Origin of the sequence: Microbulbifer mangrovi (assembly GCF_002009015.1) — a bacterium.
GTDB classification, from domain to species: Bacteria; Pseudomonadota; Gammaproteobacteria; order Pseudomonadales; family Cellvibrionaceae; genus Microbulbifer; species Microbulbifer mangrovi.
The window spans coordinates 1-15,024 of the sequence record NZ_LZDE01000246.1; the positions used below are offsets into that span (position 1 = coordinate 1).

Genomic DNA, 15,024 nt, shown 5'->3' on the forward strand with positions numbered 1-15,024 from the left:
ATGTATTCACAGCGGTCCTGAAACCCTCCAGCCAGTGCTTGGCCGCCACTGAGCTAACTTACGAAGCACGACAAAGGGCTTTGTAAGTAGGCGGGGGAGAGTTTAGTGCGGGATCATTTCCAGCAAGGTATCGATGATCTGGTCCGCGGAGAACTCCTGGTTCTCGGAATCGCGGCGGCCCTTGTATTCAATGTTGCCTTTCTCCAGACCGCGGTCGCCCACCACGATACGGCGCGGAATACCCATCAGTTCCGTATCCGCGAGCATCCCGCCCAGGCGCGCCTTGGGCTCGTCCATCAGCAGCACATCGATACCCTTGGCGGTCAGCGCCTCGTAAATGTGCTCACATTTCTGCTGCACCGCCTCGCTCTTGTGCATATTGATCGGCACAATTGCCAGCTGGAACGGTGCAATCGCTTCCGGCCAGATGATGCCTGCATCGTCGTGGTTCTGCTCGATCGCCGCAGCCACCACCCGTGAAACACCGATGCCATAGCAACCCATGGTCATCACCTGCTCCTTGCCGTTCTCATCCAGCACCGACGCATTCATCGCCTCGCTGTATTTGGTGCCCAACTGGAAAATATGGCCGACTTCGATACCGCGCTTGATCTCCAGGGTGCCCTGGCCATCCGGGCTGGCATCGCCGGGAACCACATTGCGCAGATCTTCAACCTGCTTCAGCGCCACATCGCGCTCCCAGTTAACACCGGTCAGGTGGTAGTCATCCTTATTGGCGCCACACACGAAATCTGCCAGATGTGCCGCAGCGCGATCCACCAGTACTTCAATCTCCAGGCCCACAGGGCCGAGGGAGCCGATGCCGCAACCCAGTTCTTCAGCGATGCGCGCTTCCGGTGCAAACGTCAACGGGCTGGCTACGCCGGGCAATTTCTCGGCCTTCAGCTCGTTCAGATCGTGATCCCCGCGCAGTACCAGTGCGACCAGCGGCGCGGTTGCATCTTCTTCCTCGGTTTCCCCGAGCACAATCAGGGTTTTTACCGACGCATTTGCCGGAATGCCGAAGGCCTCTTCCAGAGCTGCGATGGTCTTCTGACCCGGTGTGTGCAGCTCCTCCATGGCCTTACTTGCCGCGGGGCGATCGCCCGCCGGTGCAACTGCCTCTGCCAGCTCCACATTGGCTGCGTAGCGACTCTCGGAAGAGAAGGCAATATCGTCCTCGCCACTCTGGGCCAGCACGTGGAATTCATGGGAGTGGGAACCGCCGATGGAGCCGGTATCCGCGAGTACCGGACGGTAATCCAGGCCGATGCGGTCGAAGATGCGGCAATAGGCATCGTGCATCACATCGTAGGTTTCCTGCAGTGAGTCCGCGTTCAGGTGGAAGGAGTACGCATCCTTCATGGTGAACTCGCGCGCGCGCATCACGCCGAAGCGCGGGCGGATCTCGTCGCGGAACTTGGTCTGTATCTGGTAGAAGTTCGCCGGTAGCTGCTTGTAGCTGTTCACCTCGGTGCGGATCAGGTCGGTGATCACTTCCTCGTGGGTGGGGCCCAGGCAGAAAGCATTGTCGTGACGATCCTGGATGCGCAGCAGTTCGGGGCCGTACTGCTGCCAGCGGCCAGACTCTTCCCACAGTTCAGAGGGCTGTACCACCGGCATCAGTACTTCCAGCGCACCCGCGTTGTTCATTTCCTCGCGCACAATTTTTTCCACCTTGCGCAATACCCGCAGGCCAGTGGGCAGCCAGGTGTAAAGGCCGGAGGACAGGCGGCGGATCATGCCGGCGCGCAGCATCAGCTGGTGGCTAATGACCACGGCGTCATTTGGGGTTTCTTTCTGGGTGGCGATCAGATAGCGGGATGCGCGCATAGTGCTTTCTTTTAGTGTCTATGAATTTTAAAGGGCGGCCATTTTACGCCGGTGGGCAGGGGTTTTGGTAGGGGCGGACGCGCCTCGCGTATATCTGCAGCGTCTCTACTCCCTGGTCCCAAAAACAGAAAACCCCGCAGAAGCGGGGTTTTCCTGGCTGAAAGTGGCAAATCTTAGGATTCGGCCATTTCCTTCAGCTTCTTCAGCGGGCGAACCTTGACCTGGATGCTCGCAGGCTTGGCCTTGAATACGGTCTCTTCGCCAGTGAAGGGGTTGATACCCTTGCGCGCCTTCTTGGCAGGCTTCTTCACGGTGGTGATCTTCATCAGGCCCGGCAGCGCAAATTCGCCTACTGCGCGCTTCTTCACATGGCCTTCGATCAGATCGGTCAGCTCGTCCAGAACAGACTGAACCTGCTTGCGGGAAAGCTCGGTGTTTTCGGCAATCTGGTTCAGAATCTGGGTTTTGGTGTACTTCTCTTTGATTGCAGTCACTTTCTTGGCCTTGGGTGCGGCCTTGGCTGCTGCTTTCTTGGCTGGAGCCTTCTTGGCTGCAGTCTTCTTGGCGGGGGCTTTCTTAGCTGCTGCTTTCTTCTTCGCGGCCATAGTTAGCTTCCTTCTATATAGGTGTTTTTTCCAGTGAAAGTGTATGTACAACAAGGTTCGCCCGGCTGCGGGGCAAGGGCGTACCCAAGTACTGAGCTGAAGTATATCCAGTTTTTGTCCGCACGCACGGGGTAAAAACAGAAAAAAAGTGCTTTTTTACAGGGGTTTGCTCGAAAAATGGCCCTCAAATACCGCTATCCCCCGTCTCCGGAAGCACAGCGTGTCTGCGGATAACTGCCTTCTTCTTCCCTCGCGGGTGCTCATGTATAATCTGCGCCCCTTTATATTCAGTGAGATCTGGGTACAAGCGATGCCTATCTACGAATACCAGTGCCAGGCCTGTGGCCATCAGATGGAAGCCCTGCAGCGTATGAGCGATGCTCCGCTGACAGATTGCCCCGCATGTAACAAAGCGGAACTGAGCAAACAGATCAGTGCCGCCGGATTCCGCCTCAAGGGGGGCGGCTGGTACGAGACCGACTTCAAAACCGGCAGCAAGAAAAATCTTGCCGGTGATGCCGCCAAATCCACCGGTAGTGGTGGCGGCACAGAATCCAAAGCCAGCTGAGCGACGCCGAACCCACAGCTGGGACAGACAGCAAGCAGAATTGAAACACTACTAAGGGAATAAGACTCCATGCGCACCGACTACTGTGGCGCCCTGCGATCCGCCGATATTGACCGCGAAGTAACCCTGTGTGGCTGGGTAGACCGCCGCCGCGATCACGGCGGGGTGATCTTTATCGATCTGCGCGACCGCGACGGTATTGCGCAGGTAGTGTTTGACCCGGATGCTGCAGAGCACTTCGAGCTCGCCGACCGCGTGCGCAGCGAGTATGTACTGAAGGTCACCGGCCGCGTGCGCGCTCGCGCCCCGGAAGCGGTAAACCCCAACATGGCCACTGGCGAAATTGAGGTTTACGGCCTGCAGCTGGAGATCCTCAACAGCGCCGAAACCCCGCCTTTCCAGCTGGATGAGCACACCGCGGTAGGTGAAGATGTGCGGTTGAAGTACCGCTATCTGGACCTGCGCCGCACCGAAATGCAGCGCAACCTGCGTTTCCGCTCGCAGATCACCAACGCCATCCGCAACTACCTGGACGGCGAGGGTTTCCTGGATATCGAGACCCCGATCCTCACCCGTGCGACCCCGGAAGGTGCCCGTGACTATCTGGTGCCGAGCCGTACCCACGGTGGCAAATTCTTCGCCCTGCCGCAGTCCCCGCAGCTGTTCAAGCAGCTGCTAATGGTTTCCGGTTTCGACCGTTACTACCAGATTGCCAAGTGTTTCCGCGACGAAGACCTGCGCGCAGACCGTCAGCCGGAATTTACCCAGATCGATATTGAGACCGCGTTCCTCGACGAAAACGCCATCATGTCCATCACCGAGGGCATGATCCGCAAACTGTTCAAGGAGTTGAAAGGCATTGAGCTGGGCGAATTCCCGCGCATGCCATTCTCCGAGGCGATGGCGAAGTTCGGCTCCGACAAGCCGGACCTGCGTATCCCGCTTGAGCTGGTGGACATCAAGGACCTGATGACCGAGGTGGAGTTCAAGGTGTTCTCCGGCCCGGCCAACGATCCCAAGGGTCGCGTTACCGCACTGAAAGTGCCCGGTGGCAATGACAAGCTGACCCGCAAGCAGATCGACGACTACACCAAGTATGTCTCCATCTACGGTGCCAAGGGTTTGGCCTATATTAAGGTCAATGACAAGTCCGACCTGGAAAACGGCCTGCAGTCGCCGATCGTCAAGTTCCTGCCGAACGACGTGCGCGCGGCGATTCTGGACCGCGTACAGGCGGAAAATGGCGATCTGATCTTCTTCGGCTCCGACAAGGGCAAGGTCGTTTCCGAGGCTCTGGGTGCCCTGCGTTGTAAGCTGGGTGAAGACCTGAACCTGTACGTGTCCGAGTGGGCGCCGCTGTGGGTGGTGGACTTCCCGATGTTTGAAGAGAACGACGACGGCAGTGTTACCGCGCTGCACCACCCGTTCACTGCGCCGTCCTGCTCCGCGGAAGAGCTGGAGAAGAACCCGCTGGAAGCGCTGTCCCGCGCATACGATATGGTGCTGAACGGCACCGAGCTGGGTGGCGGTTCCATCCGTATCCACAATCAGGAGATGCAGCAGGTGGTGTTCCGCGCGCTGGGTATCAGTGCCGAGGAGCAGCGCGAGAAGTTCGGCTTCCTGCTGGACGCACTCAAATACGGCGCGCCCCCCCACGGTGGTCTCGCCTTTGGTCTCGACCGCCTGGTGATGCTGATGACCGACAGCGACTCTATCCGCGACGTCATCGCCTTCCCCAAAACCCAGAGCGCGGCCTGTGTGATGACCGACGCACCGGGAGCTGTGGACGCCAAGCAATTGCGCGAACTCAGCATTCGCCTGCGCGCCAAAGAAGAGCAGGTGGGATAAGCGAAACTACGGAAGCGCCTGTGCGGCAGGCGCACCCATAAAAGTCACAAACGGAGCAATACCGGAGAGATTTAGATGGCGGGACACAGTAAATGGGCCAATATCAAGCACCGCAAAGCGGCCCAGGACGCCAAGCGGGGCAAGATTTTCACCAAGATCATTCGCGAACTGACTGTTGCTGCGAAGTCTGGCCCTAACCCTGAGGACAACCCGACCCTGCGCGCCACCATCGACAAGGCCCTTGGGGCCAACATGAAGCGCGATACCATCGACAAGGCCATTGCTCGCGGCGCGGGCAATGCGGACGGTGACAACTACGAGGCTGTTACCTATGAGGGGTACGGTGTCGGTGGCGTCGCCGTGCTGGTGGAATGCCTGACCGACAACCGCAACCGCACCGTGGCAGAAGTGCGCCACGCCTTCACCAAGCGCGGTGGCAATCTGGGTACCGATGGCTCCGTTGCCTACCTCTTCTCCCGCAAAGGCCAGATGTACTACGAGCCGGGTGCGGATGAGGATGCGTTGATGGAGGCTGCACTGGAAGCCGGCGCCGAAGATATTGAAACCAACGACGATGGCAGTATCGAGGTGACCACCGAATTTACCGATTACATGTCGGTAAAAGACGCGCTGGGCGAGGCGGGTTTCAAACCGGACAATGCTGAGATCTCGATGATTCCGTCGACGACAATTCCGCTGGACAAGGATGGTGCCGAGAAGGTGCTGGCGCTGGTGGATATGCTGGAAGACCTCGATGATGTGCAGAGTGTGTTCACCAACGCGGATATCCCGGAAGAGGTGATGGCCGAACTCGGCTGACGGTTTTCACCGTCGATATTGAAATGCCCCGCTTTGCCGGGGCATTTTTGTATCTGCCCGCTGCCTTCTTTCACCGCGTACCTCGCAGTCAGCCTTGACGCCCCGCCGCGGCCTTGGGACACTTCCCGCAACAATTGTATAAATGTACAGGGGGCTGGCTGCCGTGACCCGAATTCTGGGGATAGATCCCGGCTCGCGCAAGACTGGTTACGGCGTGATTGATATCGAGCGCTCCGCGGCACGCTACGTTGCCAGTGGTGTGATCAAGCTGCCCGACGGCCCTCTGCCCGAGCGCCTGAAGCTGATTTTCGACGCGGTAAGCCAGATCGCCCAGCAGTACCAGCCGCAGCAGATGGCCATCGAAAATGTGTTTATGGCAAAGAGTGCAGGCTCTGCGCTCAAACTGGGCCAGGCGCGGGGCGCGGCGATCGTTGCTGGTACCCATGCAGACTTGCCGGTAGCCGAGTATGAGGCGCGCAAGGTCAAGCAGGCGGTGGTGGGCAACGGTGGTGCAGACAAGCTGCAAGTGCAGCACATGGTCAAAACCCTGCTGAAATTACCCGCTTCACCCCAGGAGGATGCTGCGGATGCACTGGCGGTGGCGCTGTGTCACATGCATACCATGCAGACCCTGATCCAGTCCTCGGCGGGAAGTCGGGCCCGATTCCGGCGTGGTCGTTTGAGTATTACCTAACGTAAAAAATCTGGAAAAATAATGATCGGAAGACTGACCGGCGTTCTTGCCGCCATCCAGCCACCGCAATTGCTGGTGGACGTGCAGGGTGTGGGCTACGAAGTCCTGGCCCCCATGACCACCATTTTCGAGCTGCCGCAACTGGGGGGCGGTGTACAGCTGCATACCCATCTGGCGGTATCGGAAACCTCCCAGCAGTTGTTTGGCTTTATCCGCGAATCCGACCGTCAGCTGTTCCGGACCCTGATCAAGGTGAACGGCGTCGGCCCAAAAATGGCGCTGGCGATTTTGTCCGGCCTCGATGGCGCGGCCTTGGCCCGTTGTGTCGCCGATGACAACGTGGGCGCATTGGTGAAAGTGCCCGGCGTGGGCAAGAAAACTGCCGAGCGCCTGATCATTGAGCTGCGCGGCAAGCTCACCCCGCAAACCGGTGATCTTGGCGACATCCCGCTGATGTCGACCAATGCCGAGCCCGTGATCGACCATGCCGGTGAGGCGGAAAGCGCGCTTGCCGCACTGGGTTACAAACCTACCGATGCCACCAAAATGGTCGCGCGGGCCGCCAAAGAGCAGCCGGAAGCCGACAGCGCCACCCTGATTCGCCTCGCCCTCAAAAGCATGGCCCCCGCATAAAGAATCGAGATACTCCCGTGATTGAAGCTGATCGCCTGATCGCCCCTGAACCCATCGGCCCCACCGGCCAGGAAGAGCAGTACGACCGCGCCGTGCGCCCGAAGACCCTGTCCGACTATGTCGGCCAGCCAGTGGTGCGGGAGCAGATGGAAATCTTTATCCAGGCGGCCAAACTGCGCAAAGAAGCCCTGGATCACACCCTGGTGTTCGGCCCGCCGGGCCTGGGCAAGACCACCCTCGCCAATATTATTGCGGCGGAAATGGGCGTGGCGATCAAAACCACCTCCGGCCCCGTGCTGGAAAAGGCTGGCGATCTGGCCGCCATCATGACCAATCTCGAGCCCGGGGATGTGCTGTTTATCGACGAAATCCACCGTCTCAGCCCCCACGTGGAAGAAGTGCTGTACCCGGCGATGGAGGACTACCAGCTCGATATCATGATCGGTGAGGGACCCGCAGCGCGCTCCATCAAGCTCGACCTGCCGCCGTTTACCCTGGTGGGTGCGACCACGCGCGCCGGCCTTCTCACCTCGCCCCTGCGCGACCGCTTTGGCATTGTGCAGCGTCTCGAGTTCTACAGTGTCGAGGACCTGACCAGCATTGTCGCCCGCTCCGCCGGATTGATGGGCGTGGAAATGGACCAGGGCGGGGCCCACGAGGTCGCGCGCCGCGCCCGCGGTACGCCGCGTATTGCCAATCGCCTGCTGCGCCGCGTGCGGGACTACGCGGAAGTGAAGGGCAATGGCCATGTCTGCGCGCAGACCGCCGACAGCGCGCTCAACATGCTGAATGTGGATGCCAGTGGCTTCGACCAGCTCGACCGCCGTGTGTTGCTGACCATGATCGAGAAGTTCGATGGCGGCCCGGTGGGCGTCGATAGCCTGGCGGCGGCAGTGAGTGAGGAGCGCGATACCATCGAAGACGTGCTGGAGCCCTACCTGATCCAGCAGGGCTATCTCGCGCGCACCCCGCGTGGGCGGGTGGTTACCGCGCTGGCCTACGAGCACTTCGGCATTCCCAAGCCAGACCGCACCTGACGAAGCGTTCACGATCCTGTAGCATGTCCTGTCGTCGCCGGTCCGCGGTCTCGAAACCGTGCCGGTGCGTCCCAAACCGCTTTCTACAACAAAAACGCGTTCGCGGTCGGTAATTTAAGGACGGTGTGTGTCAGAACCTTTCTCCATTCCCATTCGCGTCTATATCGAGGATACGGACGCTGGCGGAATCGTCTATTACGTCAATTATTTAAAGTATATGGAGCGGGCGCGCACAGAATTGGTCCGTTCTCTCGGCTATGATAAGCCCGCCATACCGCAGCAGGGGTTGTTACTGGTGGTGCATTCAGCCGAGGTTCAGTATCGGCGGTCTGCAATACTGGATGATCAGCTGCGAGCTTCCGCCGCCATTGGCAAGCTCGGGCGAGCCGCGGTTACTTTCGAGCAGAAAATCTGGCGTGGCAATGAAATTATTTGTGAGGGTGTGGTCAAAGTCGCCTGCGTGGACGATGCCAGCCGCAAACCCTGCGCATTACCTGAAACCATTTATCAAGCATTGAAGGCAGTGAGTCGATAACATGAATGCCGGTGAACAACTTTCCCTGTGGGGCCTGATTTCCAGCGCCAGTCTGTTGGTGCAGTTGGTGATGCTGATGCTCCTGCTGGCCTCGGTGATTTCCTGGGTAATGATCATCCAGCGCGGTAGCTATCTGTCGCGGGCGCGCAAGTCGCTGATCAATTTCGAACGCAAGTTCTGGTCCGGAGCGGATCTGAACCAGCTGTTCCGAGACGGCAATGCTGCGGCGGAAAAGGGCAAGATCGACGGGGTGGAATCCCTGTTCCGCGCCGGCTTTACCGAATTCACCCGTCTGCGCCAGCAGGGCAAAAGCAGCCCCGCGGCGGTGATGGAAGGCACTGAGCGCGCTATGCGTGTGGCCATGTCCCGGGAGCAGGAAAAGGTGGAAATGAACCTGCCGTTCCTCGCCACCGTCGGTTCCGTGAGCCCGTATATCGGCCTGTTCGGCACCGTGTGGGGGATCATGAACTCCTTCCGTGGCCTCGCCACCATGCACCAGGCGACCATTGCCACCGTAGCTCCGGGTATCTCCGAGGCCCTGGTAGCCACGGCCATGGGCCTGTTCGCTGCTATCCCTGCGGTGATGGCGTACAACCGCTATTCCGCCAGGGCTGAGTGGTTGCTGTCCAGCTACGAGACCTTCGCCGAGGAGTTCTCCTCGATTCTCCACCGCAAAGTGCACGCCGCCAGCTAAGGCGCCGAGAGCGAAGCCATGAGTAACTTTCGCAAAGCGACCAAGCGCAAACTGGTCTCCGAGATCAATGTGGTGCCCTACATCGACGTGATGCTGGTGCTGTTGATCGTATTTATGGTGACCGCGCCGCTGTTGATGCAAGGGGTGAAGGTGGATCTGCCCGATGCGCCTTCGGCTCCCATTGACGATACCGATGATGAGCCGCTGATCATCTCTGTGCGCGCGGATGGCACCTATTACCTGAACCTTGGTGACGATGAGAAGGCTGCCAAGCCCCTCAAGGAAATCAAGGAAACTGTGGCCAAGGTGCTGCGCCAGAAGCCGAAAACGCCGGTGCTGGTGTGGGGGGATACCGATGCCAAGTACGGCCTGATCGTCGGCGCCATGACCCAGCTGCAACAGGCCGGTGCGCCCAGTGTTGGGCTGGTCACCGAGCCGCCGTCAGAGTGATTCGGGGCAAGAGGCAACTATGAAAGGCTCCTACGGCCCGGCTATCGTTATCAGTGTGGCATTACACGCGGCTTTGATCGCGGTGCTGACCTTTGGCTGGGAAGCCGAACACAAGCGTGAGCTCAAGCCCATGCCGAAGTTCGTGCAGGCCAAACTGGTGCAGTTGGAGTCCAAATCCGACAAGCCCAAAGCGCCGCCCAAGGTGGATCTGCGGGAGAAGCGCCGCCAGCAGGAGCTGGAGCGCCAGCGCCGCGAGGCCGCGGAAGCGAAGAAGCGCAAAGCTGCCGCCGAGCGCAAAAAGAAAGAAGACGCCGCCAAGAAGCGCAAGGCAGAAGAGGCCAAGAAGAAGCGCGAGGCGGAAGAGAAAGCCCGCAAGGAAAAAGAGCGCAAAGACAGGGAGCGCAAGGAGCAGCTCGAGCAGGAGCGCCAGAGCGCTTTTGAGGAGGCGCTGGAAGACGAAGAGGAGCTGCAGGAAGCCAGCGACGATTCCGCTGCGGTCATGTCGGTTGCCCAGGCGATCCGTCAGCGAATCGTGCAAGTCTGGAGCCGGCCGCCAAGTGCTCGCAATGGCATGGTGGTGGAGGTGCAGATCAGCTTTGTCCCCACCGGTAGGGTGGTCGCCTCCACTATTACCAAAGGCAGCGGTAATCCCGCTGTGGATAGATCGGTGTTAACTGCGGTCAAGAAGGTAGAGGTGTTCCCCGAAGTGGCTGATGTTGCCCGTGAAGAACCGTCGCTGTTTGAGCGCCAGATACGAACCACCAAACTGATATTCAGAGTCGAAGGCCTGCGCCAATGATGAAAAAAACAGTCTCACTTCTCTTTACGACACTACTTGGTTGTGTGCTGGCGGTATCCGCCCAGGCGCAGCTGGTGGTTGAAATTGACGATGGTACCGACAACCCTACGCCGGTGGCGGTAGTGCCGTTTGACTGGTCCGGCAGCGGTGTGTTGGCGGAAGATGTTGCTTCAATTGTGTCTTCCGATCTGCGCCGCAGCGGCCTGATCGCGCCGATCCCCCGTACTGACATGCTTTCCTTCCCAAAGACGCCGGAAGAGGTCAGTTTCCGCGACTGGCGTATTTTGGGGGCCGAATATGTAGTGACCGGCCGTATACAGCCGCAGGCAAGTGGTTATCTGTTGAGCTTTGACCTGGTGAACATCTTCGGTCAGCGCAAGGTGTTTACCAAGCAGGTCACCGGCGGCGCGCAGCAGCTGCGTGATATCGCACACCGGGCGGCAGATGAAATTTTTGAGGCCATTACCGGTATCCGCGGCGCTTTCGGCACCCAGATGGTATACGTACAGGAAACCCAGCGCGGCGGTCAGCCCAGCTATGCGCTGATGCTGTCGGATATCGACGGCGCTCGCGCCCGCCAGATCCGTCGTTTCAGTGCGCCGGTGATGTCTCCCAGCTGGTCGCCGAATGGCCAGGAAGTGGCCTATGTGTCATTTGAGACAGGTCGTCCGGCCATCTTTCGCGAGAACCTGCGCTCCGGCGCGCGCCAGCAGCTGACCAACTTCAAGGGGCTGAACAGCTCGCCTACCTGGTCGCCGGACGGTTCCAAGCTCGCCATGGTGCTGTCAAAAGATGGCAATCCTGAGATCTATGTCCTTGACCTGGCTACTGGCAGGTTCACCCGGATGACCCGCCACTTCTCTATCGATACCGAGCCGAACTGGATGCCGGATGGAAAATCACTGGTTTTCACTTCCGATAGGGGAGGTAAGCCACAAATTTATCAATTGACTCTTGCCACGGGTCAAGTCGACCGCTTAACCTTCGATGGCGACTACAACGCGCGTCCGCGGGTTTCCCCCGATGGCAAAACGCTGGTAATGGTGCATCGTAGCAGGGGGGTATTTACCATCGCTACGATGGATATCGTTTCCGGCAGAATGCGTGTTCTTACGGAGACGCGCCTGGACGAATCCCCAAGCATTGCGCCCAACGGCGCAATGCTGATGTACGCCACCAAGCGGGGGAGCAAGGGTATTCTAGCTGCGGTGTCGCTGGATGCCGGGGTGAAATACAGCCTGCCTTCTCAGCAGGGAAATGTCCGCGAGCCGGCGTGGTCGCCTTACTTTGATTGATGCAGTACCTCGTGCAATCACATTTAATTGCGCGATGTGTGAGATCAAACAAATAAGAAAAAGTCGAACCCTGATTTAATACGGGTTTTTAAAGTCTTACAGGATTTTTCGATAACACTAAAGCGGAGTTGTTTATGTTCAAATCAGTAAAAACCGGCCTTGGCCTGGCTTGCGTACTGGCAGTAATGGCTGGTTGTTCCAGCACCGATACCGAAGACACTGGCAATGCCATGGTCGACACCACTCCTCCCCCGGTAGTTGAAGAGACTCCGGTACAGGAAGTTGCAGTTCCTCTGGACAACGTCGTTTACTTCGACTTCGACCAGAGCCTGCTGAAGCCTTCTACCCGTGAGCTGCTGATCAAGCACGCGGATCGTATGCGCGCCGCCACCACTGGAACCGTACGTCTGGAAGGCCACGCTGACGAACTGGGCACCCGTGAATACAACCTGGCCCTGGGTGAGCGTCGTGCCAACGCCGTTCGCGATTTCCTGGTACTGCAAGGCGTGAACGCTGCTAACCTGGAAGTGATCAGCTACGGTGAAGAGCGTCCTGCTCAGGAAGGCTCCAGCGAAAGCGCCCGTGCCATGAACCGTCGCGTGGTAATCAACTAATCTGGAAGTAGACAATTGTCTTTTTTGATTAGAAGTATCGCGGTAGCCGCAGCCTTTATGGCTGCGGCTTCGCCCGTTTTAGCGCAGGCCCCGGTTGTCGATCTGTCCGGAAGTGGCAGTGTTAACCAGGGGAATGCAACCCCACCCCCGCCCAGTTATCCCCAGTTGGCCAGCCGGACCGAAGCCTCGGCCGGGCGCCTGCAGGCGAATCCGCAGGCCGAAGCCTACTACCAGATGCAAGTATTGCAGCAGGAAGTACAGGAGCTGCGTGGCGCGGTGGAAGAGTTGAAGCACGAGGTCAAGCGGTTGCGCCAGCAGCGCACCGAAGATTATATGGACCTCGATCGCCGTATCTCCAAGCTTACCGGTGACACGCCTGCGAGCGACGCACCGGACAGCGGTGATGCCGGTGGCAGTACTCCCGGTACCCAGCAACCGGCTGCCAATGGCAACGACAGCGCGCCGGTCGCCAGTGAGAGCGAGCGCGATCGCTATCAGGCGAGCTTTGGTCTCGCCCGCAGTGGCGATTACACCGGAGCCAGCAAGGCGTTCAAGAGCCTGCTGGACGATTTCCCTAACGGCCAGTATGCCCCCAATGCCAACTACTGGCTGGGTGAAATTGCGCTGGTGCAGGGGAATGTGGAAGAAGCCCGCACCTGGTTTGTGGCGTTGCTGGATGGTTACCCCAACTCCAGCAAGGTTTGGGATGGTCGCTACAAGCTAGGTACCGTGTACCACCAGCTGGGTGACGATGCCAAGGCCAAAGAGTTGCTGGAGCAGGTGGCTGCGAGCGACGCGCGCGCCTCCGGACTGGCAAAACAGTACCTGCAGGAGAACTTCCAGTAAGGGCTTGAAGAATTCCTGTACGCGCGCAACCTGAGGGGCGCCTTGCAGGGGTGCTGGTTTTGTGACCAAAAAAACTCTATGATCCCGCGCCCGGGTGGCATTGGCCTCCCGGGCGTTTTTATTTGTGGCACGGGTCTCTGGCACTGTGCCGTAGCGGCCGAGAGAATCAGCAACAGCGAATTATGGGCGAGACACACACACAGCGACCGGCGGTTGACTTGACTGAAGAGTCCCTCCGGATCAGTGAGCTTTTCTATTCCCTGCAGGGGGAGGCGCGGGATTCCGGGCTGCCCACGGTATTCGTGCGCCTGACCGGCTGCCCGCTGCGCTGTACCTATTGTGATTCCGAGTACGCTTTCTACGGTGGCGAGCGTATGACTCTGGCGGAGATTTTGCAGAAGGTGCAGAGTTATCCGGCGCGCCATGTGTGCGTGACCGGCGGCGAGCCGCTTGCGCAGCCAAACTGTCTGCCACTGCTGCGGGCCCTGTGTGATGCCGGCTACCGTGTGTCGCTTGAAACCAGTGGCGCCATGCCGGTGGATGCGGTGGATTCTCGGGTGTCGCGGGTCGTCGACCTGAAGACGCCGGCCTCTGGTGAACAGGGGCGCAACCGTATGGAAAACATTCCACTGCTGGGCCCCAATGATCAGATCAAGTTCGTCATTTGTGACCGTGCCGACTACGAATGGGCCAGGTTTACCCTGGACCAGTACCAGCTTGTCGAGCGGGTGGGCGAAGTACTGTTCTCTCCCAGTTACGAACAGTTGCCGGCGCGACAACTGGCGGAGTGGATTCTGGAAGATGGTCTGCCGGTGCGCATGCAGATGCAGTTGCACAAGTTGCTGTGGGGTGACATTCCCGGCGTCTGACAGGACGGGGCTGGGGGGAGTCGCAGGCACGGCAAACCAATTCGAATTGAGAACGGGGTGAGAAATGGGTGATAAAAAAGCGGTAGTTTTACTGTCCGGTGGACTCGATTCGGCCACCGTTCTGGCGATGGCGCGCAACGAGGGGTATCAGTGCTATGCCCTCGGGTTCGATTACGGCCAGCGCAGCAGCGCGGAGTTGATGGCCGCACAGCGAGTGGCGGCCGATCTGGACGCCCGCGAGCACAAGGTGGTCAAGCTGGACCTGCGAGTCATCGGCGGCTCGGCGCTCACCGACGACAGCATCGATGTGCCGGAAGAGGAAACCTCCGGTATTCCGGTGACCTATGTCCCCGCGCGCAATACCGTATTCCTGTCCATTGCCCTGGGCTGGGCCGAAGTGCTGGGCGCACAGGATATTTTTGTGGGTGTGAATGCGGTTGACTACTCTGGTTACCCGGATTGTCGTCCCGAATATATCGAGGCGTTCGAGCGGATGGCCAACCTGGCCACGCGCGCCGGTGTCGAGGGCAGCAAGCTCAGTATTCATGCGCCGCTGATGAAAATGAGCAAGGCCGATATCGTTAAGCGCGGTACCGAGCTGGGCGTGGACTACAGCCTCACTGTCAGCTGCTACCAAGCCCACGCCAGTGGCGCCGCATGCGGCCGGTGCGACAGCTGTCGCCTGCGTGCAGCGGGCTTTGCCGAGGCGGGACTGCCGGATCCGACCGTCTACGCCTGAGGTTTTTCATGGTCTCAGCTGAGGGCTCCTAACCCCTTATATTTGTTGGAAATTTTTTTGTAATCGGGTCTTGTGTTTTCGGATTAGATCCGTAAGATACGCAGCTCCTCAGGTTGAGGGGTCAAGGGTCGTTAGCTCAGTTGGTA

The 15,024-nt window shown here is 59.1% G+C and carries 17 protein-coding genes; 15 read left to right on the forward strand and 2 right to left on the reverse strand.

The window, feature by feature from the left end; translation table 11 throughout:
* Positions 1–102 precede the first annotated feature (102 nt).
* Both B4U49_RS04075 and B4U49_RS04080 read right to left on the reverse strand, forming a co-directional pair.
* The gene (locus B4U49_RS04075; RefSeq protein WP_078083299.1) at positions 103–1,833 is read right to left on the reverse strand and encodes a proline--tRNA ligase; all 1,731 of its coding nucleotides are present in this window, start codon (positions 1,831–1,833) and stop codon (positions 103–105) included.
* 173 nt (positions 1,834–2,006) lie between these two features.
* On the reverse strand, positions 2,007–2,438 hold the full coding sequence (locus B4U49_RS04080) for an HU family DNA-binding protein (RefSeq protein ID WP_078083300.1): 432 nt from the start codon (positions 2,436–2,438) through the stop codon (positions 2,007–2,009).
* Positions 2,439–2,748: 310 nt separating this feature from the next.
* Here B4U49_RS04080 and B4U49_RS04085 point away from each other — a divergent pair, with 310 nt between their 5' ends.
* The 15 genes from B4U49_RS04085 to queC all read left to right on the forward strand — a co-directional run bounded on the left by B4U49_RS04085 (position 2,749) and on the right by queC (position 14,878).
* Positions 2,749–3,006: an FmdB family zinc ribbon protein gene (locus B4U49_RS04085; protein WP_078083315.1), complete on the forward strand. Its 258-nt coding sequence runs from the start codon at positions 2,749–2,751 to the stop codon at positions 3,004–3,006.
* A 69-nt stretch (positions 3,007–3,075) separates the two neighbouring features.
* Positions 3,076–4,854, forward strand: coding sequence for an aspartate--tRNA ligase (gene aspS, locus B4U49_RS04090; RefSeq protein ID WP_078083301.1), 1,779 nt, complete (start codon positions 3,076–3,078; stop codon positions 4,852–4,854).
* Positions 4,855–4,929: 75 nt separating this feature from the next.
* Positions 4,930–5,673 (forward strand): YebC/PmpR family DNA-binding transcriptional regulator, encoded by a 744-nt coding sequence (locus B4U49_RS04095; RefSeq protein ID WP_078083302.1) that lies wholly within the window; start codon positions 4,930–4,932, stop codon positions 5,671–5,673.
* A 163-nt stretch (positions 5,674–5,836) separates the two neighbouring features.
* Entirely contained in the window at positions 5,837–6,367 is a 531-nt protein-coding gene (gene ruvC / locus B4U49_RS04100; protein WP_143735522.1) for a crossover junction endodeoxyribonuclease RuvC, read from the forward strand.
* 21 nt (positions 6,368–6,388) lie between these two features.
* Positions 6,389–7,000 carry a Holliday junction branch migration protein RuvA gene (ruvA, locus tag B4U49_RS04105; protein WP_078083304.1) on the forward strand — a complete coding sequence of 204 codons (612 nt, stop codon included), beginning with the start codon at positions 6,389–6,391 and terminating at the stop codon, positions 6,998–7,000.
* 17 nt (positions 7,001–7,017) lie between these two features.
* Positions 7,018–8,037, forward strand: coding sequence for a Holliday junction branch migration DNA helicase RuvB (gene ruvB / locus B4U49_RS04110; RefSeq protein WP_078083305.1), 1,020 nt, complete (start codon positions 7,018–7,020; stop codon positions 8,035–8,037).
* Positions 8,038–8,164: 127 nt separating this feature from the next.
* Positions 8,165–8,572: a tol-pal system-associated acyl-CoA thioesterase gene (gene ybgC / locus B4U49_RS04115; RefSeq protein WP_078083306.1), complete on the forward strand. Its 408-nt coding sequence runs from the start codon at positions 8,165–8,167 to the stop codon at positions 8,570–8,572.
* A gap of 1 nt (position 8,573) precedes the next feature.
* Positions 8,574–9,266: a protein TolQ gene (gene tolQ / locus B4U49_RS04120; RefSeq protein ID WP_078083307.1), complete on the forward strand. Its 693-nt coding sequence runs from the start codon at positions 8,574–8,576 to the stop codon at positions 9,264–9,266.
* Positions 9,267–9,284: 18 nt separating this feature from the next.
* Positions 9,285–9,716, forward strand: a complete 432-nt coding sequence (gene tolR, locus B4U49_RS04125; RefSeq protein ID WP_078083308.1) for a protein TolR — start codon at positions 9,285–9,287, stop codon at positions 9,714–9,716.
* A gap of 19 nt (positions 9,717–9,735) precedes the next feature.
* Positions 9,736–10,515, forward strand: a complete 780-nt coding sequence (tolA, locus tag B4U49_RS04130; RefSeq protein WP_078083309.1) for a cell envelope integrity protein TolA — start codon at positions 9,736–9,738, stop codon at positions 10,513–10,515.
* On the forward strand, positions 10,512–11,810 hold the full coding sequence (tolB, locus tag B4U49_RS04135; RefSeq protein ID WP_078083310.1) for a Tol-Pal system beta propeller repeat protein TolB: 1,299 nt from the start codon (positions 10,512–10,514) through the stop codon (positions 11,808–11,810). Before tolA ends, tolB begins: the two co-directional genes overlap by 4 nt.
* 134 nt (positions 11,811–11,944) lie before the next feature.
* Positions 11,945–12,424, forward strand: a complete 480-nt coding sequence (gene pal / locus B4U49_RS04140) for a peptidoglycan-associated lipoprotein Pal (RefSeq protein WP_078083311.1) — start codon at positions 11,945–11,947, stop codon at positions 12,422–12,424.
* A 15-nt stretch (positions 12,425–12,439) separates the two neighbouring features.
* The gene (locus B4U49_RS04145; protein ID WP_239692468.1) at positions 12,440–13,270 is read left to right on the forward strand and encodes a YbgF trimerization domain-containing protein; all 831 of its coding nucleotides are present in this window, start codon (positions 12,440–12,442) and stop codon (positions 13,268–13,270) included.
* A gap of 182 nt (positions 13,271–13,452) precedes the next feature.
* Positions 13,453–14,139, forward strand: coding sequence for a 7-carboxy-7-deazaguanine synthase QueE (gene queE / locus B4U49_RS04150; protein WP_078083313.1), 687 nt, complete (start codon positions 13,453–13,455; stop codon positions 14,137–14,139).
* Between the two features lie 64 nt (positions 14,140–14,203).
* The gene (gene queC / locus B4U49_RS04155) at positions 14,204–14,878 is read left to right on the forward strand and encodes a 7-cyano-7-deazaguanine synthase QueC (protein ID WP_078083314.1); all 675 of its coding nucleotides are present in this window, start codon (positions 14,204–14,206) and stop codon (positions 14,876–14,878) included.
* Positions 14,879–15,024 lie beyond the last annotated feature (146 nt).

Bases quoted from the DNA above. Each gene is read 5' to 3' on its own strand.
- B4U49_RS04095 (WP_078083302.1), top strand. From the start codon at position 4,930: ATGGCGGGACACAGTAAATGGGCCAATATCAAGCACCGCAAAGCGGCC.
- tolR (WP_078083308.1), top strand. From the start codon at position 9,285: ATGAGTAACTTTCGCAAAGCGACCAAGCGCAAACTGGTCTCCGAGATC.
- pal (WP_078083311.1), top strand. From the start codon at position 11,945: ATGTTCAAATCAGTAAAAACCGGCCTTGGCCTGGCTTGCGTACTGGCA.
- B4U49_RS04075 (WP_078083299.1), bottom strand. From the start codon at position 1,833: ATGCGCGCATCCCGCTATCTGATCGCCACCCAGAAAGAAACCCCAAAT.
- ruvA (WP_078083304.1), top strand. From the start codon at position 6,389: ATGATCGGAAGACTGACCGGCGTTCTTGCCGCCATCCAGCCACCGCAA.
- B4U49_RS04080 (WP_078083300.1), bottom strand. From the start codon at position 2,438: ATGGCCGCGAAGAAGAAAGCAGCAGCTAAGAAAGCCCCCGCCAAGAAG.
- tolQ (WP_078083307.1), top strand. From the start codon at position 8,574: ATGAATGCCGGTGAACAACTTTCCCTGTGGGGCCTGATTTCCAGCGCC.
- tolB (WP_078083310.1), top strand. From the start codon at position 10,512: ATGATGAAAAAAACAGTCTCACTTCTCTTTACGACACTACTTGGTTGT.
- B4U49_RS04085 (WP_078083315.1), top strand. From the start codon at position 2,749: ATGCCTATCTACGAATACCAGTGCCAGGCCTGTGGCCATCAGATGGAA.
- aspS (WP_078083301.1), top strand. From the start codon at position 3,076: ATGCGCACCGACTACTGTGGCGCCCTGCGATCCGCCGATATTGACCGC.
- queC (WP_078083314.1), top strand. From the start codon at position 14,204: ATGGGTGATAAAAAAGCGGTAGTTTTACTGTCCGGTGGACTCGATTCG.
- tolA (WP_078083309.1), top strand. From the start codon at position 9,736: ATGAAAGGCTCCTACGGCCCGGCTATCGTTATCAGTGTGGCATTACAC.
- queE (WP_078083313.1), top strand. From the start codon at position 13,453: ATGGGCGAGACACACACACAGCGACCGGCGGTTGACTTGACTGAAGAG.